The sequence below is a fragment of the Proteus hauseri genome (assembly GCF_004116975.1).
GTDB lineage: Bacteria > Pseudomonadota > Gammaproteobacteria > Enterobacterales > Enterobacteriaceae > Proteus > Proteus hauseri.
Genome location: NZ_CP026364.1, coordinates 1,318,353 through 1,343,995, shown reverse-complemented (window position 1 = coordinate 1,343,995; position 25,643 = coordinate 1,318,353). Strand labels below are relative to the sequence as shown.

The 25,643-nt window shown below is 38.7% G+C and carries 28 protein-coding genes; 5 read left to right on the top strand and 23 right to left on the bottom strand.

The genetic code is table 11. The annotated features are described in order from the left end of the window. Nucleotides 1-51 precede the first annotated feature (51 nt). The 5 genes from PH4a_RS06120 to gntX all read right to left on the bottom strand — a co-directional run bounded on the left by PH4a_RS06120 (nt 52) and on the right by gntX (nt 3,544). Nucleotides 52-810, bottom strand: coding sequence for a DeoR/GlpR family transcriptional regulator (locus tag PH4a_RS06120; protein WP_006534541.1), 759 nt, complete (start codon nt 808-810; stop codon nt 52-54). Between the two features lie 38 nt (nt 811-848). Further along, on the bottom strand, nt 849-1,688 hold the full coding sequence (glpG, locus tag PH4a_RS06115) for a rhomboid family intramembrane serine protease GlpG (RefSeq protein WP_129038543.1): 840 nt from the start codon (nt 1,686-1,688) through the stop codon (nt 849-851). An 18-nt stretch (nt 1,689-1,706) separates the two neighbouring features. Further along, nucleotides 1,707-2,033 carry a thiosulfate sulfurtransferase GlpE gene (gene glpE / locus PH4a_RS06110; RefSeq protein WP_064718209.1) on the bottom strand — a complete coding sequence of 109 codons (327 nt, stop codon included), beginning with the start codon at nt 2,031-2,033 and terminating at the stop codon, nt 1,707-1,709. Nucleotides 2,034-2,212: 179 nt separating this feature from the next. Then, nucleotides 2,213-2,791 (bottom strand): Fe-S biogenesis protein NfuA, encoded by a 579-nt coding sequence (gene nfuA, locus PH4a_RS06105; RefSeq protein ID WP_064718208.1) that lies wholly within the window; start codon nt 2,789-2,791, stop codon nt 2,213-2,215. Between the two features lie 60 nt (nt 2,792-2,851). Continuing rightward, nucleotides 2,852-3,544, bottom strand: coding sequence for a DNA utilization protein GntX (gene gntX / locus PH4a_RS06100; RefSeq protein WP_129038541.1), 693 nt, complete (start codon nt 3,542-3,544; stop codon nt 2,852-2,854). Between the two features lie 37 nt (nt 3,545-3,581). Between gntX and bioH the strand changes: the two genes are divergently transcribed. Next, complete coding sequence (gene bioH, locus PH4a_RS06095; protein ID WP_129038539.1) at nt 3,582-4,355, top strand: pimeloyl-ACP methyl ester esterase BioH; 774 nt, start codon at nt 3,582-3,584, stop codon at nt 4,353-4,355. 70 nt (nt 4,356-4,425) lie between these two features. Here the strand turns inward: bioH and PH4a_RS06090 are convergent, their stop codons facing one another. The 6 genes from PH4a_RS06090 to yihI form a co-directional block, all read right to left on the bottom strand. Continuing rightward, the gene (locus tag PH4a_RS06090) at nt 4,426-4,896 is read right to left on the bottom strand and encodes an OsmC family protein (protein WP_129038537.1); all 471 of its coding nucleotides are present in this window, start codon (nt 4,894-4,896) and stop codon (nt 4,426-4,428) included. A 214-nt stretch (nt 4,897-5,110) separates the two neighbouring features. After that, the gene (locus tag PH4a_RS06085) at nt 5,111-5,341 is read right to left on the bottom strand and encodes a FeoC-like transcriptional regulator (protein WP_129038534.1); all 231 of its coding nucleotides are present in this window, start codon (nt 5,339-5,341) and stop codon (nt 5,111-5,113) included. Between the two features lie 19 nt (nt 5,342-5,360). After that, on the bottom strand, nt 5,361-7,688 hold the full coding sequence (gene feoB, locus PH4a_RS06080) for a Fe(2+) transporter permease subunit FeoB (RefSeq protein WP_129038533.1): 2,328 nt from the start codon (nt 7,686-7,688) through the stop codon (nt 5,361-5,363). A 49-nt stretch (nt 7,689-7,737) separates the two neighbouring features. Continuing rightward, nucleotides 7,738-7,974, bottom strand: a complete 237-nt coding sequence (gene feoA, locus PH4a_RS06075; RefSeq protein WP_064718202.1) for a ferrous iron transporter A — start codon at nt 7,972-7,974, stop codon at nt 7,738-7,740. A gap of 426 nt (nt 7,975-8,400) precedes the next feature. Then, a complete protein-coding gene (locus PH4a_RS06070; protein ID WP_129038531.1) occupies nt 8,401-9,849 on the bottom strand; it encodes a DUF4026 domain-containing protein in 1,449 nt (482 codons plus the stop codon). 579 nt (nt 9,850-10,428) lie between these two features. Beyond that, nucleotides 10,429-10,932 carry a Der GTPase-activating protein YihI gene (gene yihI / locus PH4a_RS06065; protein WP_129038529.1) on the bottom strand — a complete coding sequence of 168 codons (504 nt, stop codon included), beginning with the start codon at nt 10,930-10,932 and terminating at the stop codon, nt 10,429-10,431. A gap of 187 nt (nt 10,933-11,119) precedes the next feature. On the opposite strand from yihI, the gene PH4a_RS06060 reads away from it, so the two are divergent. Continuing rightward, entirely contained in the window at nt 11,120-12,577 is a 1,458-nt protein-coding gene (locus PH4a_RS06060) for a glycosyltransferase family 39 protein (RefSeq protein WP_129038527.1), read from the top strand. 17 nt (nt 12,578-12,594) lie between these two features. Beyond that, nucleotides 12,595-13,143 (top strand): GNAT family N-acetyltransferase, encoded by a 549-nt coding sequence (locus tag PH4a_RS06055; RefSeq protein ID WP_129038525.1) that lies wholly within the window; start codon nt 12,595-12,597, stop codon nt 13,141-13,143. A gap of 56 nt (nt 13,144-13,199) precedes the next feature. On the opposite strand, the gene PH4a_RS06050 is transcribed toward PH4a_RS06055, so the two are convergent. Both PH4a_RS06050 and PH4a_RS06045 read right to left on the bottom strand, forming a co-directional pair. Further along, entirely contained in the window at nt 13,200-13,511 is a 312-nt protein-coding gene (locus tag PH4a_RS06050; protein ID WP_129038522.1) for a monooxygenase, read from the bottom strand. A 73-nt stretch (nt 13,512-13,584) separates the two neighbouring features. After that, complete coding sequence (locus tag PH4a_RS06045) at nt 13,585-14,937, bottom strand: NCS2 family permease (protein ID WP_425273735.1); 1,353 nt, start codon at nt 14,935-14,937, stop codon at nt 13,585-13,587. A 252-nt stretch (nt 14,938-15,189) separates the two neighbouring features. On the opposite strand from PH4a_RS06045, the gene PH4a_RS18480 reads away from it, so the two are divergent. Together PH4a_RS18480 and PH4a_RS06035 are read left to right on the top strand one after the other, a co-directional pair. Next, nucleotides 15,190-15,594 carry a DUF1240 domain-containing protein gene (locus PH4a_RS18480; protein WP_129038518.1) on the top strand — a complete coding sequence of 135 codons (405 nt, stop codon included), beginning with the start codon at nt 15,190-15,192 and terminating at the stop codon, nt 15,592-15,594. Nucleotides 15,595-15,596: 2 nt separating this feature from the next. Then, a complete protein-coding gene (locus PH4a_RS06035; protein WP_129038516.1) occupies nt 15,597-15,998 on the top strand; it encodes a DUF1240 domain-containing protein in 402 nt (133 codons plus the stop codon). Between the two features lie 40 nt (nt 15,999-16,038). On the opposite strand, the gene PH4a_RS06030 is transcribed toward PH4a_RS06035, so the two are convergent. The 10 genes from PH4a_RS06030 to ompR all read right to left on the bottom strand — a co-directional run bounded on the left by PH4a_RS06030 (nt 16,039) and on the right by ompR (nt 25,504). Continuing rightward, nucleotides 16,039-16,791, bottom strand: coding sequence for an amino acid ABC transporter permease (locus PH4a_RS06030; RefSeq protein WP_129038513.1), 753 nt, complete (start codon nt 16,789-16,791; stop codon nt 16,039-16,041). A 1-nt stretch (nt 16,792) separates the two neighbouring features. Further along, nucleotides 16,793-17,530, bottom strand: a complete 738-nt coding sequence (locus PH4a_RS06025; RefSeq protein WP_064718192.1) for an amino acid ABC transporter permease — start codon at nt 17,528-17,530, stop codon at nt 16,793-16,795. A 106-nt stretch (nt 17,531-17,636) separates the two neighbouring features. Beyond that, on the bottom strand, nt 17,637-18,476 hold the full coding sequence (locus tag PH4a_RS06020) for an ABC transporter substrate-binding protein (RefSeq protein ID WP_064718191.1): 840 nt from the start codon (nt 18,474-18,476) through the stop codon (nt 17,637-17,639). Between the two features lie 233 nt (nt 18,477-18,709). Further along, entirely contained in the window at nt 18,710-19,444 is a 735-nt protein-coding gene (gene phoU, locus PH4a_RS06015) for a phosphate signaling complex protein PhoU (RefSeq protein WP_129038511.1), read from the bottom strand. Between the two features lie 14 nt (nt 19,445-19,458). Further along, entirely contained in the window at nt 19,459-20,235 is a 777-nt protein-coding gene (gene pstB / locus PH4a_RS06010) for a phosphate ABC transporter ATP-binding protein PstB (RefSeq protein WP_064718189.1), read from the bottom strand. Nucleotides 20,236-20,264: 29 nt separating this feature from the next. Then, nucleotides 20,265-21,167, bottom strand: coding sequence for a phosphate ABC transporter permease PstA (gene pstA / locus PH4a_RS06005; protein WP_129038509.1), 903 nt, complete (start codon nt 21,165-21,167; stop codon nt 20,265-20,267). Between the two features lies 1 nt (nt 21,168). Beyond that, nucleotides 21,169-22,128, bottom strand: coding sequence for a phosphate ABC transporter permease PstC (pstC, locus tag PH4a_RS06000; RefSeq protein ID WP_064718187.1), 960 nt, complete (start codon nt 22,126-22,128; stop codon nt 21,169-21,171). A gap of 76 nt (nt 22,129-22,204) precedes the next feature. Then, nucleotides 22,205-23,245 (bottom strand): phosphate ABC transporter substrate-binding protein PstS, encoded by a 1,041-nt coding sequence (gene pstS / locus PH4a_RS05995; protein ID WP_064718186.1) that lies wholly within the window; start codon nt 23,243-23,245, stop codon nt 22,205-22,207. A gap of 199 nt (nt 23,246-23,444) precedes the next feature. After that, a complete protein-coding gene (gene envZ, locus PH4a_RS05990; protein ID WP_129038506.1) occupies nt 23,445-24,785 on the bottom strand; it encodes a two-component system sensor histidine kinase EnvZ in 1,341 nt (446 codons plus the stop codon). Further along, a complete protein-coding gene (gene ompR, locus PH4a_RS05985) occupies nt 24,782-25,504 on the bottom strand; it encodes an osmolarity response regulator transcription factor OmpR (protein ID WP_023583230.1) in 723 nt (240 codons plus the stop codon). Before ompR ends, envZ begins: the two co-directional genes overlap by 4 nt. Nucleotides 25,505-25,643 lie beyond the last annotated feature (139 nt).

The window sequence follows — 25,643 nt, the reverse complement described above, 5'->3', positions numbered from 1 at the left end:
ATATAAAAGAAAAAGTACCTTAAAAGGTACTTTTTCTAGTCAGATATAAAGTTAGCAAAGTTCTAACTGGACGTTATGTTGCTCTACTATCTTCTGTATACCGGCGGGTGGCTCTTGGTCTGTAAAGAGATAATCAATGAGGTTCATATTGCCAAGATTAACCATTGCATTACGACCAAATTTTGAATGGTCAGTCACTAACATGACACAACGTGAATTTTCGATAATTGCGCGCTTTGTGCGAACTTCATGATAATCAAACTCAAGTAATGAGCCGTCCATATCAATACCGCTTATCCCTAAAATACCGTAATCAAGACGGAATTGAGAGATAAAATCAAGGGTTGCCTCGCCTACAATACCGCCATCTCGTGTGCGAACTTCACCACCCGCAAGAATTAATCGAAAATCCTCTTTTCCCATCAGTAGAGTAGCAACGTTGAGATTGTTGGTCACAATTCGCAGATTTTTATGGTTAATTAGCGCATGTGCTACGGCTTCTGGCGTAGTGCCGATATCAATAAATAGCGTTGCGCCATCAGGTATTAAACTGGCGACACGTTGTGCTATACGTGATTTTTCATCAGACCACATGATTTTGCGATCATGATACGCTGTATTGACGGAGCTAGAAGGTAATGCAGCGCCACCGTGGTGACGTTGGATTTTGTTCTTTTCCGCTAATTCATTTAAATCACGTCGGATTGTCTGTGGGCTGACTTCAAAATGCTCCACCAATTCTTCGGTGCTGACATAGCCTTGTAGGCGTACCAGTTCGATGATGGCATCATGTCGTTGTGTTTGCTTCACAGGTATCCCCTAATGTTAAAAATATCATGTTAATTTTATTATGATCGACGAGATAATTGGTGTCGATTATCCCACAAAGCCATCAATAAGCCGATAAGGAAACCTGCGAAATGTGCAGCATTCGCAATTGAATCACCTAATGCTCCCATTTGGCCGGCAACAATCCAAATAATCGAGAAAATAATCAGCCCTGTTGGTACGCCAATGCCTTTTTCTGGGTGACGTAAACCCGTCAGTCCCACATAACCAATGAGCGCATACACCACGCCAGATAGCCCGCCAAAATTGGATTCAGTAAACAGCGATTGCGCCCAATTACTAAATAGCGCCGAAACCAACATAATGACAAAAAGCTTTCCTGTACCTAATTTTTGTTCGGTTTGGCTCGCCAGATACCACCACATCGCAAGGTTAAACGCGATATGAGTGAGTGAAAAATGGACAAATGCAGGGGTAATATAGCGCCAAATTTCTAGGTTTAAACTTTCATCATATGGCCAGGCCAGATGAATCATAACATCGTAGTCACCAACCACTTGCTGCCAAATATAAATAAGCACACACAAGATCACCACAAGTACAGTTAAAGGACCTGATTGTTGCACCATGTTTTTTAGTGAAAAGGATGGGCGATATTTAATACCCGTGCTTTGCGGATTACCCGCTTGCCAGCTTGCAGCTTGATATCGTGGGTGGAAAGGCTCACGAAGAAAAGTTTTTAGTTCTTTTTCAACCAGTTCTAACTGTTGTTGGTCTTCTAACCAAAGGCTGACTTGCTGAGATTCTACTTGTGTATGAATGCGAACATGTTGTGTCGCCATATAATTAACAAATAGATCAGCGAGTTGAGGATTGGATAGCGTGATAATGTGGATCATCGGGAAACTCATCTGTAGTTATTGCAGAGAAGTTATCGCTTGTGGAAACTCTCTTCGCCACGCTTCAAAACCCCCATTTATACTATAAACGGTTTCAAAGCCCATATTGACCAGATATTGTGCGGCACCTTGACTGCTATGGCCGTGGTAACACATTACCATTACTGGAATATCATAATCAGCATCTTGTAAGAACTGATTTATAGTTTCATTGGTGAGATGAAAAGCACCTGTTGCATGACCAAGTCTGTAACTCTGTGGATCTCTTACATCAACTAAAATGGCTGATTGAGATACCCAGAACTGATAAGCTTGTTCAATACTAAGAAATTGAAAACGATCCATAATTGTCTTGTTTATTATATTGTTAAGTAATTTATTATGTTCTGAGCGAGAGAACGATACATCTATAATAGCGTCAAATTAGTAAAAATGACGTTAGCTTTTGTAAATGATAATTTTTGTATACAAATCCCCAGTGATATCAGTGCAGGTGAATACCAAAGGGGATTTGAAACTGAGGATCAGTAGTAGGAGTGCTCACCACGTTGGTGTTCAGTTAAATCTTTCACACCTTTTAATTCATCAGGGAATAGGTTGAGAAGTTCTTTTTCGATGCCGTCTTTTAAAGTGACATCTATCATTGAACAACCGTTACAACCACCACCAAATTGTAAGATAGCATAGCCATCTTCGGTGATTTCCATCAGGCTAACACGACCACCATGACCGGCTAATTGAGGGTTAATTTGCGACTGAAGCACATATTCAACGCGTTCAATTAATGGAGCATCAGCATCTACTTTACGCATTTTGGCGTTAGGTGCTTTCAGTGTTAATTGTGAACCTAATTGGTCAGTAACGAAGTCGATTTCAGCTTCTTCCAGAAAAGGGGCGCTAATATCATCAACGTAGGCAGAAATTTTTTCGAACTTAATTTCAGTATCGTTAGGTTCAACTGCATCTGGTGGGCAATAAGAAACGCCACATTCAGCGTTAGGCGTTCCGGGATTAATAACAAATACGCGGATTTGGGTGTTGGGTTCTTGGTTAGCCAGTAGTTTGGCAAAATGCGCCTGTGCGGCATCAGTAATTGTAATCATATCGTCTTGCTCAATAGTTGACTGTTCTGGTTGGTTATCATACGCCCAATTGGCGGTTAACTACAAGGTTCGACAAATTGCCCATACCTCAACAGAGCGTGCTCCCGCACGAATTAACAACGGCACAATGGCATTGAGTGTCGCACCTGTAGTGATAACATCGTCAATCAGTGCCAGATTTTTCCCTGATACCGACACTGTGTTATTTAATACAAATGCATGGTCTAAATTCTGTTGCCTTTGACGGGCACTCAGATGACTTTGCATCAGTGTAGCACGAGTTCTTATCAAGGTATCTGACTGATAAGGACAATTTAACCACATAGCCAAAGGCTTAGCGATAACGCTGACTTGGTCAAATCCTCGATGCCAACGACGGTATCGATGCAAAGGTACACTAATAATTCTATCTGGTTTATGCACGATATTTTCTCGACGATGTGATAACCACCGTAATAAAAAAAGTCGTGCAAGACATAAGGCTATTTGAGGGCGAGGATGGTATTTATAAAGGTGTAATAATTTATTTAATGGCGGGCGATAATCTGCCACCGTCAACATCTGTTTCCATTGAGGGGGCGATTTTAAACATCGGCCACATAATATCATTGAATGCGTTGAAGGATACAGGCAAGTAGGACAACGATTTTTTTGCAGTGGTAAATGGCGAATACAAATTGAACAAATACCTTTATTATCATAATGCAATGGTTGGCGACATACCCAGCAATATCCTGCTATCGTTATAAGCATAAAGAAAGCCTTAGTAAGAAGAGAAGAGAGCATAACAATGAATAAACTGTATTGGCAGACAATTGGAGAAGGTAAAACGCATCTTGTGCTATTGCATGGATGGGGCTTGAACGCACAGGTCTGGCAATCATTAATAATGCGATTGAACTCGACATTTACTTTGCATCTTGTGGATTTACCAGGATATGGGCGTAGCCAAGGTTTTCCTGTATTAACGTTAAAAGAGATGGCTGATGTTGTGTTTGCACAAGCGCCGGAAAATGCAATTTGGCTAGGCTGGTCATTAGGTGGATTAGTTGCAAGTCGCATTGTGTTAGATAATCCACATCAAGTTGCAGCGTTAGTGACAGTTGCTTCTTCACCCTGTTTTAGTGCTCATCAAGATTGGCCGGGTATCAAATCTGAAGTATTAAAAGGCTTTGAACAGCAGCTCAGTGAAAATTTCCATCGTACTGTTGAGCGTTTTTTAGCCTTGCAAACATTGGGGACACAAAGTGCTCGTGAAGATATGAAAGCGTTAAAATCAGTGGTATTAGAACAACCGTTGCCATCTGTTGAAATACTTAATGGTGGTTTAGAAATACTTCGTTCAGAGGATTTACGTGAAGAATTAAAAACAGTGAGCTGCCCATTTATTCGTTTTTATGGCTATCTAGATGGGCTAGTGCCGAGAAAAGTGGTTAATTTATTAGATGAAATATATCCTGATTCTCCGAGTGTTATTTTCCGTAATGCGGCTCATGCACCTTTTATTTCACACCCTGATGAGTTTAGTCAGGCACTAGTTAATGCGGTTAAAAATATCCATTAAATAGCCAAGTGATGTTATTTCTCTATCGCCTTGATTTTATAATCAGCCCTGATCTTAGGGCTGTACATATTTAAACGGCGATATCCTCAGTACTCTTTTCGAGACTGTATGACGTCTCACAAATAGGGGGATTTTTAATGGTATCAAAGACAGGACAAGTACGTTCAATAAAGGCAATAAACGCAGCTATTTCTTCTTCGCTATTATCTGCCTGAATAAAAAAGTGTGTTGTGATTTTACTGAAGCCAATTTTGGCTTGTTTGTTTTTACCTGTAAAACCATCAGTATCAAGCTCACCTTTGACTTCAATGCGGATATCATTGAGCTTAATGCGATGCATACGAGCAAAGCTTTTAGCGACAATACCTTTACATGCACCTAAGGTTCCTAATAGCGCTTCCACAGGGTTCATGGCGCTATCTTTTCCGCCTAATGATGTAGGTTCATCGAGTAAAAGCTGAAACTGGCGTGATGCGCACTGCATTTGTAACCCACCTTGTTCGCCACTTGTTACTATTGATGAAAATTCGGTTATCGGCATATTTCATATCCTTATTGTAATATATTATTTTTAATATAAATGGACGTCTTTACATCTAAAGATAAATCAAATTATGCCGTGATGATGAGAAAAGTAAATCAAGAAGTAGGAAGATGAAAATGGTTCATTTTGGCGCTTTGTGTGAAAAATCGGGTGATGATGGATAAAAAAAATCCCCAATTTTGTCGGGGATTTTTTATCAAGACGAATGAGTTTAGCTTAATTGATAAAGCTTTGTCTGACACGCAGTGGCTTCAGGGCAGCTTTTGCAACTGCCACTAAGGCACTCTTCCACATCCACTTCATCAAGCTTACCCATCTGGGTGAGTCGCTCAAGCATAGCCTGCACCAATGGTTCTGGTGCGTTTAATTGATGGCTAATGAGTCGAGCATCAGCTCGGCCATTAAGTGCGACACAATCACGGACCTGTATCAAACTTGCCATCTTACTTTTCCTTTATCACTTAGTGACAATTACCTTTAGAACAACACTGTTTTGCGAATGAATGTTTGTTACTTAAGTTAATTGTTAGGCGATTACGCGATTTACGCAATAGAAGAAAGATAATTAAGTTAAATATGACTACGCCAGCAATGGTAATAGCGCTACTTTCTGGGTGCTCGCTAAATGTTGCTACTTGATAGAACAACGCTGCTAGCGAGTAAGCAATATTTAAGCCCCAAAGAATGGAGAATGTCATCCATCCACGGCTAGTTTCACGGGCAATTGCACCCATGACAGAAACACAAGGCACATACAACAGAACGAAAATCAGATAGCTATAAGCTGCAATACCGGAACCAAATTTAGCACCCATGGTGCCCATCGTCCCAGTATCCATTTCGCCATCACCTTTACTGGCTTCAATTGGATTAGAGAGTGCGGCTAAAGTAAAAGTCTCTTTTAAGCTATCCCATGTTTCACCAAAGGCATCGCCAATCTCGCCCAAAAGATCAAACTCTTCGGCATTAAATGGCTCATTAACAATGCTTTCAGCGGTATAAAGGGTATTTAATGTACCCACGACCACTTCTTTTGCCATTGCACCTGTAACTAAGCCGACAGTCGCTTGCCAGTTATCATTATGCACACCAATAGGTTGCAGTAATGGAGTGATAACTTTACTAACAGAAGCAAGTGCAGAGTCGTTGATGTTATCTGCAGGTTTACCTGAGAAGGTAAAGCTATTTAACGCACCGATAAACATACTGGCGATAATAATGACTTTACCCGCACGGACAACAAAGCCCTTTAAACGCTGCCATGTTTGCAGTAATAATGTTTTTGCATGAGGCACATGGTAAACCGGCAGCTCCATAACAAATGGAGATGCATCACCGCGCATAATGGTATGTTTCAGTAGTAAGCCGGTTAAGATTGCAACCAAAATACCAAGGATATAAAGGGAGAAAACAACACTCGCGCCATTTTTGCCAAAGAATGCAGCGGCAAAAACCGCAAAGATTGCTAAGCGAGCACCACAAGACATAAACGGTGCCATTAAAACGGTAATTAAACGTTCTCTAGGTGCATCTAATGTACGAGCACCCATAATAGAAGGAACGTTACAACCAAAGCCAACAATGAGAGGAACAAAAGATTTACCTGGTAAACCTAATGCCTGCATTAATCTATCCATTACAAAGGCCGCTCGAGCCATATAACCAGAGTCTTCAAGAATAGATAGAAAGAGATACATCATCCCTATTTGTGGTACTAATGGTAAAACAGTATTAATACCGCCACCAACACCTTGAGCAAGGAAAATAGTCAGCCATTCAGGGAAGTTAAAGGTTGCCCCAATCCATTGAATACCATGAATAAAGATAGCTTCAGAGCCGCCTTCAAATGCAGGCTGCAAAGCACCACCAATATTAATGGCTAGCACGAACATTAAATACATCACAAATAGGAAAATAGGGACACCTAACCAACGGTTTAATATCACTTTATCGATATTTTGCGTGAGTCGATTGGGTTTTATCGCTTCCATATTAATAACAGCATGACAAATACGTTCAATATTTTGATAACGGGCATCTGCAATGACTAATTCAGCTTCGTTATTATGTTCATCTTGAATACGTTGACGAATAGTTTTGATATCTTCCGCAGTTACTTGTGCACGCTGGTGGGTGTAAATATCACCTTCTAAGCACTGTAATGCCATCCAACGACGTTGTTGAATATTGAATTCGTCATGATTAATTTTTCCCGCTAATGCCTCTACTTCATTTAATAACCAAATTGGGTATGAAGTAAGGAGTTCTTGAGGTTTTTTCTTTTCAGCAGGAAAAGCATCAATAGCTTCTTTTAATTTATCAATACCAGAGGCTTTGGTGGAAACCATCGGAATAACAGGGCAACCCAGTTGTTGTGAAAGCGCCTCAATATCAATTTGTATATCTTGATGCTCTGCAATATCTAACATGTTTAACGCCACAATGCAGGGAATACCAAGCTCAAGTAGTTGTAATGTTAGATAAAGATTTCGTTCTAAGTTTGAGGCATCAACAACGTTGATAAGCATATCGGCTTCATTGCTAAGAATGAAATGGCAGGCGATTTGCTCATCAAGAGATGTTTGTTCTGAAATTGTGGTTAATGAGTAAGTGCCTGGTAAGTCAACTAACTCAATTTTATGGTTAGCCGTCGTAAAGCGGCCCACTTTACGTTCAACCGTTACACCCGCCCAGTTTCCCACACGTTGGCGGGAACCTGTCAGCTGGTTAAAGAGTGTTGTTTTACCGGCATTAGGATTACCGATAAGACCAATAGTGAGAGGAGTCATAATTGTGATGCCAATAGTTGCGTTGCCAGAGTGAGAGAGAAATTAACGGTTATTTTTCGTTATGGATCACTTCGCTAAGATTAATTAGCGCGAGATCTTTTTTTCTCAGAATTAAAGATACGCGGTGTGTCTCTATCTGAATGGGATCGCCAAGTGGTGCGATACGGATAACGTTAAATACAGCTCCTGGTAGCATTCCTAATGATAATAATTTTTGGCGATAAGCGGGGCTTATCTGAGGTGAATAGCCCAGGATTTTATAACTATGATTTGGGATTAGAGACATAAGTCGTCCTTCCACAGATGTTGATACAAAAAATAATGATACTGATAATTATTAACGCATGTAAAAAATGATCACACAAGATAATTAAGGTAATTATAATAAATATTTTTAATGCTAATGAGAATTATAACTATCCTTATTGGGTATAATTTAGCCTACTCTAGGCTTACCTACTCTTGATTTAAATCAATTCTAGAAAAGATAACCAAGGGAAACTGAGCGTTAAATGTAGAGTGGGCGCTGTTTGTTACTAGAAAAAAAATGAAATGTAATTTTTTTAGCTGATGATGTAGCAACAAACTAACAACTAATTAATGGTGTTAACGGGTCACGGCACTAAAATAGATTGTCAAAATAATAAATTTGCGGGTTTTCTTTCATAATAAAGCTGAAATAGCCCGCATTATTCGTAGGGATAATGAAAAATTAGTGAGTTTGTTGATGGCTAAATAATTGATAAATATTATTAGGGGTATAATTATTATCTTGATAAGTAATCACCCAATCTGTTATTAACGCAATATCAATAGGATATACTTTCCCCTCGTCCATATCTTCAATATAAAATGGTACGTTAATCAATTTGGCATATACCGTATTACCATTGAGAGATTGAGGAATAAACCACATATGTTCTAGTTCTTTCTCTTTTTCATTTTTACCATAAGGGATGCCAAACTTAATCATAAATTGCCACGAGTTATCGGTTTCTTCCGTTTTACCTTTACCCAGCCATTTTGAGAATAAGTTATTTTTTTGTTCTACAGGGGGCTGATTATAATTATTAAACATCGATACAAAATATTCCCAACGAAGTTTCGCTTTTTCTGACATTTCATAAGTTTCTTCATTGGTGCGCAATAGCATTATTGCTTGTTGTTCTTCATAGCCTTTGAAGAACGTTTCCAATACGGGATTTTCTTCATTGGTACGAAATAGCATAGAGGAGGGGTGCTGATGATATTCATCACGGTCAGCCATATCACCTAAAAATATGCCATTAGGTGCATCATTGGTGTCATAACGCATTTCTTCTAAAGAACGAAGATTATCAAGCGGTGTAGATTGATTTACGTGACGAATACCTTCTTCGTAAGGTAATGCCACAAGGTATTCTAAGCCGGAGGAAGTTTGCCCACAAAGCATAGGCTCACCAAATTCGATTTGCTGATGATTGATGCTGTTATTAACAAAGCAGCGAAAAATATCAGGAATACCATAATAAGATTCAAGCATACTAGGAATGACTAAATCGACTTCGGTTAGACCACAACGTTCTAAACCATGAGTATGGAACCAAAACATTGTTGGTGGATCATTTTCAGTATCATAAACTGCATGAATAACATACAGACTTTCAACTTCAGGATAAAGATCCGGTGTTTCTAACTGAAAACGTATCCACTCAGGTGTTAATGCTTTACCTGCTGCGGATTCATCGAGTGCCAATACCATTTCTGGCGCAATGATATTAAGAAAATTAAGCTGATGGTGATAACTTGCAAGAGGATGCAACGCATCCGAAAACAAGGTTTCTAATAAAATATCTTGAGTGGTCGCATTAGCATGTGCCAGTAATTCGGGAGTGAGTGTATCTGTAGAATAAGCTGGGCAAATTTTATAATCAGGAGAACGAGCTAATAGACAGACAAAAAAACGCAGTTCATCGCCATCTTGCTGGCAGGTATAAAAGAAACCGTCTTCAATATCTTCAGTTAAATAATCAATTTCACCTTCTGTATAATCGGTCTGCTGTTCTAGACGTTGCTCAATTAAAGCATAGTTTAGCGGCTGTGCAGGAAATGCCACTATACGAGAGGGTTCTTTTTTTCCTTGCCCTGTGATGATATCTAAATATTGTTGTTTATTATCCATGTTTTTATTACTCGTATATTTAAAATAGAAAATAATAATATCAGGGTTAGTAGCGAAGAAATAGATGGAGTAATCTTAGCTTTTATTTTATTTATTTAAATCATCGCAAGTTACACTTATAAAGAGTAATTAACAGCGAAATCATCATTAAAGATTTATTTATCTAAAAAACAGGATATCATAATGAAAAAAATAGATAAGATTATTATTAATTATAAAAAATGATTTGATGAAAAATAAGATGTTGAACGCTTATCTGCTGCGCTGGCCTATGTTTAGTGCAACGAAAATAGCATAGTATTTGAAATACGCTATGAGTGTTTATGTAAATGTAATATTTTAATCACATAATTAAAATATGATAAAGCAACACAGATCAGTAATAGATTAATAAAGCTATCAAAATTAAATTTTATTTATATGCGTGGAGTTTATTACGTCAAATTAATAATATATTAATAAAGATGGGTGTAAATGAAAATAAATAAAAAAGAGAGATATTCAAATTTAAATAAAAATACAAAAAGTCTGACAGAGACCTGTTATTGGTTTCTGTCAGATAAAATTCAGTAAGATAAATTACTTACCTTTTAATAACTGCATGATGTCTTCGGTTTTTTCTTCGTCGTCATCATCTTCAAACTCAATACCTAACTCAACCATTAGCTCATCAATACGATCAAGTGTTTTTTCAGTATAAGCTTGTTCTTCGGCCGTTAATTTTTCACCACTTTCAAGACGAGATAGAAGTTCATCTAAACGAGCATCATTTTCTAACAGCTCTAGCTCTTCTGCTGGTGATAAGCGAACGGGTTCAGCTTTTGCTGGAGCCGCTTTTTTAACTGCTTTTGTTGCTTTTGGTTTATCAGCCACGATCAACGGAATAGGTTTTTTACTACCAATACGTGGATCTTTCGGCTCTTGAGCTTGTGTTTTTTTGTTATCAATGGATTCCTGCTGACGGTTACCAGCAGGATTGCCACGGTGTTTCTTTTGACGCTTACGGTCGCGTCCTTCCGCATTTAGCTCTTCACGCGTTTTTCTACGAACTTTTGCGGCTGGCTTTCTTTTAATCATATTCATAATGGTAACTCGGCTTGTGATCTTCTGGTTGCGCAATCTATCAGAAACTATTTTGTGATAAAAGCGCGATTTTAAGACAATTTAATTTTTGCTCACGTACAATACACGGCTCGTTTCACTATACTTTACTGTGTTGTGACATCAATTAACTATAAATTTAAATTTATCAACTTAACTTTTTTTTATTATGACATTATCATCTGCTCAATTACGCAAACCAGTATATTGGTGGATTATTGGTTATGCGACGTTATGGATTATCGTCAGTTATATGTTCGATCCTACTGTGCCTTATGATGCAGTGGAAGCGGTCAATTGGGGTACTAATGGAGAATGGGGTTCCCCTAAGAATCCGTGGTTTGTTGGCTTTTTAATGTGGCCTGCTATCTATGGTGGCATCGATTTTAGCTTTTATTGGTATTTTATCCACTTTATTGTGATTGCCATAGGGTTATTAGGTGTTTGGAATCTGGCTTATCAACTAACAAAAAATCAGTATTTAGCTTGGTTTGCCCTGTTAGGGCTTAATTTATCAGGAATAATTAATTTTGATATTATTCCTTACAATGATAATTATATTTTAGTTGGTTGTTGGGCTTGGGCACTTTATTTCTTTGTTTTTGCTATTAATGAGAATCCTAAGTATTGGCTTTGTTTTGCTATCACCATGGGTATTGCAACCATGGGAAAATATTCTTCGCTCGCCATTATTGGTTCCGTTTTTTTATTAAGCCTATTTGTTCCTAAAGTACGTCAAAGCTATTGTTCACCTTATTTTTATCTGGCTATCGCTATCTGGCTTGCTTTTGTTATACCCAACTTTATTTGGTTATGGCATAACGATTTTGCTGCTTTTAAATGGGTCGATTCACAAATAGATCACCGCTTTAATCTGCGTACTGCGCGTGCTGCATTAACGGTATTTTACCCTGTGATTATTATGTGGGGTATTTTGCACTTATATGGTGGGCGTGTTAGTTGGTCGGCATCTCAAGATAGCCGGTTACTCAATTTTATTTTGCTATTTCCATTGGCGATTATTTTTGTCTGGTTTAGTTTTAATGACGGTGGACGAATTACCGAGTGGCTACAACCTTTTATGTCGGTAGCAACAGCGTTATTTGTCAGCTCAATTACAGTTATGCCTAAGCGTTCATTACGTGGCGCACTCTATGGTTTAGGTGTATTTGGGATGTTGGTGTTGTCAGGCTATACCGTAGTACAAGCTGCAAACGTGCGTGATGCAGGGCAAAAATTTATTGGTGTAAAAACATTTGTGCAAGAGGTTGAACAGGCTTGGTATCAACGTTATCACACACCTTTATCATATGTTGGTGGTGAGTATTTGCATGAATGGATTACATTTTATGGCAAAGATAGGCCTTTATCATCGCAACCTTGGCTATTAGAAGAAAATATTCAACCGCCAAATATTTATAATCGACACATCACCTTACAACAGCTTGAAGATAAAGGCGTTGTATTGGTTTCAAAAGTCGGTGATAACTGTACAAATGCGCATTTTGATACAGGATTAAAGCATTGGCCAAGTTTGAAAATAGCGAGTACTCAAGAAATTTTATTTCGCTCTGAACCAACGGCTATAGCAGAGCCAGTATGCATTGCTTTTGTTGCGCCGAAATAAAAAAAGGAAAATAAATCATGCATTATGCAGATGTTCGTATTGAAACGCAGCGGTTGTTATTGCGTCCATTTGAAATGAATGATGCACAGTCTTGGTTTCAGATGATGAGTTCACCTGAGGTCACTCGTTACTGGAGCCATCTTCCTTGGCTATCCTTGCAAGAAGCAAAAGAAGATATTGTTCAAGATATTACTCACATGGAGAGAAAAGAGTATTTGCGTTTAGCAGTAATAGATAAAACCAGTGGCGTTATGCAAGGAATGTGCGTCTTTTTTAATCATTACCCTAATTCGCAACGTGGCGAGATTGGCTATTGTCTTGATACGCAATATCAGGGCAAAGGGATTATGAAAGAGGCGATGGTTGCATTTATTGATTATTTGCAAACGTATTTATCTGTTCGCCGTTTAGAGGCTGATATTCATCCAAGTAATAAAGCCTCTGCTGCATTACTCGAAAAGCTGGGTTTTGAACAAGAAGGGTATCTTAAACAGCGCTGGGTTGTGGGTGATGAAATTTCAGATTCTGCAATTTATGGTTTGTTACTCACTACGAAAACGCAATAACCACTATTTTTGCTATAAAACACAAGTGGTGTGTACCACTTGTGTTTTATTACTGATTATTTTGCTAGAAATAATGCTTGATTTTGTCGGCTTAAGGTTTGGTTTATCGCAAATATTTCACCGCGAACTTCAGGTACACCAAAAGATTTTAAGCGAGCACTGTGTTTTTCTAGGTAAGCTTGTGCATCTGAAACAGATGTAAAAAGATAAATACCGCCCGCTTTCTGAGTCTCTTTATTTTCTGTCCAAATCTTCCAAATAAAACCAGGCTCTTGATTTATCGAGGTTGATAATGTGTCCATTGCCTGAGTCATTTCTTCACCCCAAGGCCCTTGGTAAGGGAAATCTACTTGTAGAATAATTTGCATAATGACCTCTTCTATTAACACAAAACGGCACATAAGTGCCGCTTTGCTATTTATCTAACAATATCAATTTATTTTAAAATAAATTATTTAAATCAATAACATGAGTGTCGATAAGTAGGATTTTTAAAATAAAGAGTAATGATACAACAACGACACACAGGTTGATTTCTTTCCAGCGGAAAGTCCCTATTTTCATCACACAATAAGCGATAAAGCCAAGAGCGATACCCTCAGTAATAGAAAAGCTAAATGGCATCATTACTGCTGTGATAAAGGCTGGAACAGATTCAGTTAAATCATCCCATTTTACACGCGTTAAGCTTGAGGTCATTAATACCCCAACATAAATCAGCGCACCCGCAGTGGCATAACTTGGCACCATGCCTGCTAACGGTGAAAGGAAAATAGCGAGTAAGAATAAAATACCCACAACAACCGCAGTCAAGCCTGTACGTCCACCGACAGAGACGCCAGATGTACTTTCAATAAATGCAGTTACTGAAGATGTTCCCATTGCAGAGCCTGCCACAGAACTTAAGCTATCCACATAAAGTGCTTGTTTCATACGAGGAAACTTACCTTTATCATCAGTAAGGCCTGCTTTATCAGTTACACCAATTAAAGTACCAGATGAGTCAAATAAGTTAACCAACATAAAAGCAAAAATAACACCAGACAAGCCGATATCTAAGGCACCCATAATATCAACTTTACCTACAACGGTAGTGATAGAAGGCGGAAGAGAGAAAATACCTTGATAGTGGACATCACCTAATAGCAAACCAATAACGGTGGTGATCACAATAGAAATCAAAATTGCAGCATGAATATTACGCGCAGCTAAAATGGCGATAATAAAAAAGCCTAAAGCACCAAGTAAAACGTTATGGGAAGCGAAGTTACCAATGGTAACGATGGTATCGTTATTAGGAATGATAATACCGGAGTTTTTTAATCCCATCATAGCGATAAAAAGGCCGATACCGCTGGTAATACCGACACGTAAGCTTAGTGGAATATGGGCAATTATCCAGTAACGAATACGGAACAAAGTGAGAAAAAATAATCCAACTGCACCCCAGAAAATCGCTCCCATAGCGACTTCCCATGAATAACCCATAGCACCAACAACCACAAAAGCAAAAAAGGCGTTAAGGCCCATAGCGGGGGCGACAGCGATAGGTAGATTGGCCACTAATCCCATTAAAATACTGCCAAAAGCAGCAATTAAGCAGGTGGTAACGAAAACTGCTTTAATATCCATATTCGCCGCAGCGAGGATTTGAGGATTAACGAAGATAATATAAACCATCGTTAAGAAAGTTGTGATACCCGCAATCAGCTCTGTGCGGGCTGTTGTTCCGTGTTCTTGCAGCTTAAATACTCGCTGAAGCAAACCCTGCGGTGCAGAGTTTGGTGATGACATGCTCATAGACAAAAGATCCCAAAAAAAATGTTTTTCGCTTTATCCTACACAAATAAAACTAGAACTGCACCTAAAAAAGTAATCGATTGCGTCTGTAAAGGATGAAATTTAGATAAGCTGGGGAAATGTCTTGTTATTAATACGTAGAAACAAATAGTCGTATTATCTTAAAAATATTAAATTTTTATACAGTATTGATTATAAGTTTTTTCCGTATATTTTATTCCTTAAGGATAGAAAAGGAGATAGGGAATGTCGGGTAGGCGTTTAATGGAAATAATATATCTAGTATCAGGTATTTTATTTGTTATTTTCTCTATAGAGTTATATCTCTCAATAGAGAGCTATATCAATTATTTTCTTCTTGTTGAAAAGTTTCAGTTTTCATTTAAAACATCTATTTTCTTATTTACTGTACCTGCTGTTTTTTATCTTATTTATTTATTGGTCTTTCCATCATCAAAAAAGAGAACAATAGAAAAAAGTAAAAGATTAATGATGTTTTTTCTCATGCTCTTTCTTTTTGGCTATATCTTTAGCTTTTTCTTTTCCAATTATGTCGAAAAAGATCTTCTTTCTAAAGGCTATTTTATTTGTGAAACAAACGATTTTACAGAATCTAATCTCTATGTTAAATCACTTATGATGTGTAATTAATTATGGATACTGAAGTTAAAGATAAAATTTATTTAATCTCATTAATTGTTCTCCCTCTCATTCTTTTTGTTATCTATGCGTCAATCATGGATTATGCGGACTATTTCTTTTTAGCAGAAAAAATAAAATTTTCTGTTGTCACAGCAAGCATACCTTTTACGCTGCCTTTTGTTTGTTATCTTTTTTCTTTATTATTGATATCTGCAATAAAAGATAAGTTAATAAAAATTAATAACAAACTCTTTATAGCAACTGTAATGATATTTCTTTTTGGTATTATATTTGGTATTTTTTTTAATTTATATGTGAGATATGAGCTTGTCTCGCAGGGATATTTTATTTGTAAAGAAGTCCCCTCGCCTAAATCAAATACTTATGTGATATCGCCAAAGTTATGCCGTTAGCAGCATAACTTTTATTTAGAAAATGAGTGTTTTTGAGTGATTAACCTAAACGTTTCTCAATGAATTTCTGTTTTTTAACAGGAAAGATTATTTGCCAAAAAGGATGTTTTTCTTTTTGTGTTGAAAATAATTTGGCTATTTTGTTGGCGATAATTTCCAATGAAACACAGAGCACAAAGTAAATAAAAGCAACAAATAAAAATACTTCCATTGGATAGACCATGCTGCGGTTATTGACTTGTGTGGCTAAGAAAGAAAGTTCTCCTACTCCCACAACATAAGCTAAAGAAGTGTCTTTAATTAATGCTATCCATTGATTAATAAAAGAAGGCACCATCATACGTAATGCTTGAGGTAACACGATATGCCATAGTACTTGCCAACGATTAAACCCAAGTGATAATCCAGCCTGCCATTGCCCTTTGCCTATTGCTAAAATGCCAGCTTTTACACCATGCGCGATATAAGAGGAAGTAATAAGCGCCAAGGCACAAATCACGGTAGTAATTTCAGGAATATCCATTCCAAGTACAACAGGTAATAAAAAATAGACCCAAAATATCAACATAATGACGGGAATGGCGCGGAAAAAGCCTAAAAATGCAGCAAATAGGTTAACCCATACACCTCTTAGCATCGCTAATGCAATGCCTCCCAATGTGCCTAAAATAATAGAGGCAATACCTGCGATTAGACTAATAAAAATCGTTAGTGCAGCACCTTCTAAAGGACCCTCTGGATAAGCGCCAAACAGGAGGTACTGCCAATTATCAGCAATAACAGTAAAGTCCATATCAATACCCCTGTGCTAATTTACGTTGTTGGTGCCATTGTCCCCATGCTTCCATTAGTGCAATAGCAGCAATATAAAGTATTGTTGCAACACCAAAAGCTTCAAAGGTGCGTAGTGATTCTGTTTCTACTTGTCGGGACGCATAAGAGAGCTCTGCGACACCAATTGCCATTGTTAGTGATGAGTTCTTTATCACATTCATATACTGACCTAACAAAGGAGGAAGCGCGATGCGAAATGCTTGAGGCAAAATGACATAACGCATTGATTGCCATTGCGTTAAACCTAATGCCAGTGATGCGTATTTTTGCCCTTGTTTTACCCCTTGGATACCTGCGCGTAGTTCTTCCGCAATAAAAGGCGCAGAATAAAATGTCAGCCCAATAACGCCTGCTAAAAATTCAAAAGAAGGCCAAGAGAGTGTGAGACCGAGTAATGAGACTTCATGAGGTGTGTTTAGCCATATCATCGCAGCTTGTGGCAAAATTTCGCCGGAAGCAAAATACCAAAAAAAGAGTTGCACTAACAAAGGGGTATTGCGAAATAGAGATGTATAAATTGCTGCTAACCAGCGTAAAGGAGCCAATGTGCTGTCGCGTGCCGCAGTGAGTAAAAAACCCAACAACGTAGCGATGATTATCGTCCAAAAAGAGATGAGCAAGGTGATTAAAAAACCATTCCATAGCCAACTCAAATAATGAGGTTCAAGAAGGTAGTGGGTAAGAAATTGCTCAAACATAATATTACCTATGCAGACACCAAACCCCGCTTAAGCGGGGCCGATGTTTTAATAAAAGAATAATTTTTTTATTAATTAGCTGAGTTATTAACTAATTCTTAGATAATTAAGATTGTGGTGCTTGCTCAGATAATGGTGCAAATTTAAAGTCGCCACGAGGCTGCGCTGATTTTGTTTCAGGGCCAAACCAACGGTTATAAATCTCGTCAGCTTTACCTTCTTTTTCTAATCTTAATAGCGTGTTATTAATTTCATTGATTAAGCGATCTTCACCTTTTGCGGCTGCAACGGCTTGGTATTCACGAGTAATACTAAAAGGTGAAATTTCAAAGTCTGCTTTTATTGCATCAGGCAGATTTGCTAATAATCCCACCAGCTTAGCATCATCTTGGGTAATCGCTTGGACGTTACCATTGCGCAATGCAGCGAAGGCAAGAGGAGTATCATCGTATGAGATAACTTTGGTGTCAGGATAACGCTCACGCAGCGTAATTTCTTGCACTGTGCCTTTATCTGCGCCAATACGCAGCGAGTGAATTTGGTCTGGGTTAGTTAACACGCCTTTACGCGCAATAAATTTTTGTCCCGTTGCAAAATAAGGTACTGAGAAATCAACTTGTTTGGCTCGTTCTTCAGTAATCGTGAAGTTAGCTGCAATTAAATCAATTTTCTTTGAGCTAAGAAGAGGAATTCGGTTTGCAGGATTAGTAGGGCGTAACTCAAGTTTAACACCTAAATCTTTTGCGATTTCATTCGCGATATCAGCATCATAACCGGCTAGCTTTTTGGTTTGTGGATCAACAAACCCAAAAGGCGGGTTACTATCAAAAATAGCAATACGGACTACACCTGCTTTTTTTATGTCATCTAATTTATCGGCTTTTGCGATACCAGAAAATAATACAGAGCCTGCAATTAATGCAGTTGCCAGAACACGTAATTTCATTATTCACCCCAGAAAAAGAATTATCATCATTGTTATGTTGAGTATCACGCTATCAAGTTGATCTAAGTTCATAAAATAATAAAAACTGATATGAATATTCTTTTATGGAATAAGCCTTAGAAAGTTGTCGCGTTAATTTGATTCAAAATTAGGAAAGTGAAAGGTAATAAATAAAAAAACAGAGGCTAAAAAGCCTCTGTAAAATAAGAGAGTAAAGAGATTGATCGGTTTATTTATTGAGATGATGAATTGTTATCATTTCTTGTCAGCATTTTTTCAACTTGGTCACCACCAATATGGCGGAAATCATGACCTTTAACGTAGTAGAAAATAAACTCACAAATATTTTGGCAACGGTCGCCAATACGCTCAATAGAACGTGCGCAAAACAGCGCTGTAAGTACGCTAGGGATGGTGCGAGGATCTTCCATCATATATGTCATTAGCTGACGCACAATACCTTCGTATTCATTGTCGATTTTGGCATCTTCATGATAAATACGCACCGCTTCTTCTAAATCCATACGCGCAAAAGCATCAAGCACATCATGCAGCATTTGCACCGCGTGCTGACCTAAAGATTCTAAGCTCACTAACAGTGGTTGATGCTGATGTGAAAACTTCTCAAGTGCGGTATGACAAATTTTTTCAGCCACATCACCAATGCGTTCTAATTCGGCGATAGTTTTTGAAATCGACATAATTAAGCGCAAATCACTGGCTGTTGGCTGGCGTTTTGCAATAATGCGAACACAAGCATCATCAATAGCCACTTCCATCATATTGACTTTGTGATCATCTTGAATTACTTCATTCGCTAATGCTTGGTCTTGGTTATGCATCGCCATAATGGCTTTTTTTAGCTGTTCTTCAACTAAACCGCCCATAACCATTAATTCAGTGCGGATATGCTCTAACTCAGCATTAAATTGACCAGAAATATGCTTATTGTGATTTAAATTATCCATTCTTTGCCTCGTTATCAGCCATAACGCCCAGTGATGTAATCTTCAGTTTGTTTTTTCGCAGGACGCGTAAATAACGTATCCGTATCGCTAAATTCAATTAACTCGCCTAAATACATAAATGCAGTGTGGTCTGAACAACGCGCGGCTTGTTGCATATTATGTGTAACGATAACGACGGTATATTCTGATTTAAGTTCGCTAATAAGTTCTTCTATACGACCTGTAGAAATGGGGTCTAATGCTGAACACGGCTCATCAAGAAGCAATACTTCAGGGCGAATTGCAATACCTCTAGCGATACATAAACGCTGTTGTTGACCACCAGACAAACTATATCCACTTTGATGTAGTTTATCTTTTGTTTCATTCCATAATGCGGCTTTAGTCAAAGCCCACTGAACGCGATCATCCATATCAGCACGAGATAATTTTTCAAATAAGCGCACACCAAAGGCAATATTGTCATAAATCGACATTGGGAATGGTGTTGGTTTTTGGAACACCATACCGACTTTGGCACGTAAAAGTGCGATATCTTGCTTATCTGTCAGAATATTGTTGCCATCTAACAGGATCTCACCTTCTGCACGCTGCTCGCCATAAAGCTCGTACATTTTATTAAAAGTACGTAGTAAGGTTGATTTACCACAGCCTGAAGGCCCGATAAATGCAGTGACTTTATTCTTGGCAATATCTAACGAGATGTTCTTTAGCGCATGGAATTTACCGTAGTAGAAGTTCAAGTCACGAACTTGGATTTTATTTCCAGCGTTATCATTAACCATTGTCATTAAACGTTCTCTCTTACTTAGCTTTGGCGTTAACCATGCTTGTTTTTAGCAAACAGCACGCGCGCAATAATATTGATAAATAGAACACAGAGGGTGATAAGTAATACGCCAGCCCAGGCAAGTTGTTGCCACTCCGCAAATGGACTCATGGCGAACTTAAAGATAGTCACTGGTAAGTTGGCTATCGGTTCGTTTAAATCTGTGCTCCAGAATTGATTTGATAGTGAAGTAAATAACAGGGGTGCTGTTTCGCCAGCTATACGGGCTATCGCTAATAAAATCCCAGTAATAATGCCCGACACCGATGCTTTTAAGGTGATCTTTAAGATCATCTTCCACTTAGGTGTACCTAAAGCGTAAGCGGCTTCACGTAAGCTATCAGGAACCAATTTCAACATGTTTTCAGTGGTACGGATGACAATAGGTATTTGTAATAGTGCTAATGCCACAATACCGGCCCAACCTGAAAAGTGCTGCATTTGTGCGACAACGATGGTGTAAACAAATAAGCCGACCACTATCGAAGGTGCTGATAGCAAAATATCATTAATAAATCGTGTGACTTCTGCTAGCCACGACCGGCGACCATATTCTGCAAGATAGATACCTGCAAGAATACCTAATGGTGTTCCGATAACCGTTGCCCATAAAATTAATAGGCCACTACCTACTATCGCATTTGCAAGACCACCACCTTCTGTATTTGGTGGTGGTGTCATCTCTGTAAACAGAGCCAGCGACATACCATCAAAACCTTTGGTTACCGTAGAAAATAGGATCCAAACTAGCCAAAAGAGGCCAAATGCCATTGTTGAAACAGAAAGAAATAATGCAATACGGTTTTTCTGACGACGCCATAGCTGTCGTTTATGGCGTGTACGTAATTGGCCTTCTGTTTGACTCTGTAATGAAGCAGGTGATGTTCTAGACATATCAACGCGCTCCTTCATTTTTAGATAAACGTAGTGTCATAAATTTAGATATCGCTAACACAATAAACGTAATGACAAACAGGATAAGACCCAATTCCATTAACGCTGCAGTATGTAATCCGGTTTCTGCTTCTGCAAATTCGTTTGCTAATGCAGAGGTAATACTGTTACCTGGCATAAACAGAGACACGGAATCTAATTGGTAGGTATTACCGATGATGAAGGTCACCGCCATAGTTTCCCCTAATGCTCGACCTAAACCTAGCATTACGCCACCTATTACCCCATTACGAGTGTAAGGTAGAACGATATTCCAGATAACTTCCCATGTTGTGCAACCAATACCGTAAGCGGATTCCTTCATCATGGTTGGTGTTTGTTCAAACACATCACGCATAACAGAGGCGATATAAGGAATGATCATAATGGCCAAAATAACACCGGCAGCCAAAATACCAATACCGAAGGCTGGGCCAGAGAACAATTCACCAACAATAGGAATTGTAGATAACACATTACCAACGGGCTCTTGAAAGTAGGTTGCAAATAGTGGTGCGAAGACAAAAAGCCCCCACATACCATAAACAATACTTGGAATAGCCGCTAATAGCTCAATAGCTATCCCTAACGGGCGTTTTAACCAATTAGGTGCTAGTTCTGTTAAAAAGAGTGCAATACCAAAGCTCACCGGAACTGCAATAACGAGTGCAATTATTGAGGTGATAATGGTGCCGTAAATAGGAACTAAAGCACCAAATTCTTGTGCCGGTGGATCCCACTCTTTTGTCCATAAGAAGGAAAGGCCGAATTGTTGAATACTTGGCCATGAAGCAAAAATCAGTGAAACAATGATACCTGTTAAAAGCAAAAGCGTAATCAACGCAGCTAGTCGGACTAGTGCGCTGAAAATAACGTCCCCTCGTTTACTAGGGGCCTTTATTACCGTTGTGTGCTCGGCCATAAAGCCTCTTTTATTTAGTACCCCCTGTTTTAGCAGGGGGTGAACGTTAACTTATCTCTCAATGGTTGCCGTGTTATTAGTAAATTGGCTGACCATTACTGTCTTTGATACTGGTTTTCCATGCTGCACGAATTTGTTCTACAACTTCTGTTGGCAATACTGCGTAATCGAGGTTTTTCGCTTCCTGATTACCCTTATCGTAAGCCCAGTTGAAGAAGTTCAGCACTTCTTTTCCTTTTACTGCATCTTTCTGAGTTTGGTGCACTAAAATAAAGGTGGTTGAAGTAATTGGCCATGCATTCTCACCTTTCTGGTTAGTCAGGTCTTGTGCAAAGCTTTTACTCCAATCAATTTTTCTTGCTGCTGCACTAAAGCTATCTGCAGTTGGTGAGATAATTTCACCATCAGCAGTTACTAATTTAGTATAAGCAAGGCTATTTTGTTTTGCGTACGCATATTCAACATATCCGATAGAACCCGGTACACGCTGAACAAAAGCCGCAATGCCATCGTTACCTTTTCCACCTAAACCTGTTGGCCATTTCACGGTAGAACCTGCGCCGACTTCATCTTTCCATGTGCTATTTACTTTTGCTAAGTAGCTAGTGAAAACGAATGAAGTTCCTGAACCATCAGCACGACGGATAACGGCGATATTTTGGTCAGGTAGTTTAACGTTAGGATTGAGCTTAGTGATAGCGGGGTCATTCCATTTTTGGATTTTACCCAAGTAGATATTACCAACAGTTTCACCATCTAAGGTTAATTCACCCGATTTAATGCCAGGGATGTTAACTGCAAGTACAACGCCACCAATAACGGTTGGAAATTGGAACAAGCCATCAGCTTTTAATTTTTCATCTGTTAATGGCGCATCTGAAGCACCAAAATCAACAGTGTTGGCAAGAATTTGTTTTACACCACCAGAGGAACCAATGCCCTGATAGTTAATTTTGTTACCTGTTTCTTTTTGATAGGAATCTGCCCATTTAGCATAAACTGGGGCAGGGAACGTTGCGCCAGCACCAGTCAGCGAGGTCGTTGCCTGTGCAGAAAGAGCGGTCATTGAAAACGCAGCGGCAATGACACTAGTCAGGGTGGTACGCATCAGTTTCATAATCCCTCCTGTGGGATAGGTAGAATAACTTCGACATCTATCAACTTCGGTTTCGGTACGCACAGACAATAGGTCAGTTAGATGACAATTAAATGTCTTAATTATGACAGTTTTATGACAATGAGAAAAAATGATGAAAAATAGTGAGGAATTGCGGGAAAAAATAATAAATAGAGAAAAATGAGATTAGTAATGATGTTTAATCATCGTCATCTTCACGTTCTTTTAATGGGAAGTTTGCTCTGATTAATAATCCACCCTTGACGCTATCATCTAGTTCAACATAACCACCATGAGCATCCATAATACGGCGAATAATCGAAAGCCCTAAACCTGCTCCCATTGTACTTCTTGCTTGTTCACCTTGAACAAAAGGTTGAAATAACCGCTGTCTATCTTCTAATGGAATACCGGGGCCATCGTCTTCTACTTGAAACCATGCAAATTCTTCATTTTTGCCGCTAGAAACACTTATCCAACCATTGCCGTAACGAGTCGCATTCACAATCATATTGGCGAGTGCGCGTTTCACCGCAATGGGATTCGCCGTAATATTAATAGGATAAGGATAAAGATGTTCTTCGCTAATTTTGCCAGAGTTAGATTCAGCACAGAGAACTTCTTGTAATAAACAGTTCATGTCGCACAGTTCTAATGACATCTCTTTTCCTGTGCGTATATAGTCTAAAAATTGTCCAATAATGGCGTCACAGTCTTCAATATCTTTATTAATAGAATCAGCAAGATAGCTATCTTCTGAGCTCATCATTTCAGTTGCCAGACGAATTCGTGTTAAAGGTGTTCGCAAATCGTGACTGACACCGGCCATAACTAAGGTTCGATCATTATCTAAAGAGCGAATACCTGATGACATTTGATTAAATGCTCGAATGATCGAACGCATCTCTGATGAACCTGATTCTGGGATAGGGGGAGGAATAACGCCTTTACCAATACGACGAGCTGCATATTCCACTTCGTTTAATGGGCGATTTTGAAAACGGTTATATAACCAGAAAAAGGCAATAACAATAATAATAAAAATAATTGCTTGGCGATAAACTGGCAGCAAGAAATTTTGCCCTAATTCAGTGAGTGGAACCCGGATCCATAAAGAAGGTGAAATATAGGTGTTAATCCATAAAACAGGATATTCCAGTGTGCTCTCAATCCAAATTACGGTTTCACCATTAAGGTATTCAGACATCTGTTGGCTAAGTTCATCATCTTCTTTTGCCCAATGAAGCCCTTCTTTTAATGCTGTTTTTTTATCAAAAAAGGAAATACCTAATTCATTGTAGATTTTATTACGCAGAGCAGGGGAAATTTTAAGCGGAGTGCCATCAACTAAAATGAGCTCCTCGGGGATGAAAGTTCGTATTTCATAAGCTAATACTTTATTAAATTGCTGTAGGCTTGGACCCACAATAAGATGCTGTACAACAAGGTAACTGGCTATCAAACTAAAAAAAAGTAGTGAGATAACCAGAAACAGAGAACGCGTTAGCTTATTGTGTGGTGAAAGCCTCAGCCTTCTCATTGCACGCTGGTTCCATCTGGCACAAATACGTAGCCTAGCCCCCAAACCGTTTGAATATAACGTGGATGAGTTGGATCTTCTTCAATCATGCGGCGTAAACGCGAAATTTGAACGTCGATAGAGCGTTCCATTGCGCTGTATTCACGACCACGAGCTAGGCTCATGAGTTTGTCTCGTGACAGTGGCTCACGAGGGTGAGATACCAACACTTTAAGTACTGCAAACTCACCACTGGTCAGAGGCATATGCTCTTCTTCGTGGAACATTTCACGTGTACCTAAATTCAGCTTAAATTTACCGAAAGAAATAATGGCGTTATCTTGAGATGGTGCGCCGGGTAATTCGTTAGCTTGGCGACGAAGCACCGCACGAATACGAGCAAGTAATTCTCTTGGGTTAAACGGTTTGGATATATAATCATCGGCCCCGATTTCTAGCCCAACAATTCTGTCAACCTCTTCCCCTTTGGCAGTAACCATAATAATAGGGATTGGGTTATTTTGGCTGCGCAACCGGCGGCAAATAGATAATCCATCTTCACCTGGAAGCATTAAATCAAGTACGATAAGGTGGATAGATTCGCGAGTTAATAGACGATCCATTTGATCGGCGTTTGCAGCAGTACGGATTTGAAAACCTTGCTCTGTTAAATAGCGCTCTAATAGTGAACGTAAACGCAAATCGTCATCCACGATTAGAACTTTGTAACTTTCTTGCATTTTTTAAGCCCCCGAAGTGCAAATGCTCTTATTAGCGAATTCTATCATTGATAAGAATATTAAACCAAAAACAAAGAATAAACGTTAATGATTTACAGAGAAAACTTGTCTTGTCATCTATTTAAAGACAAAACAACTT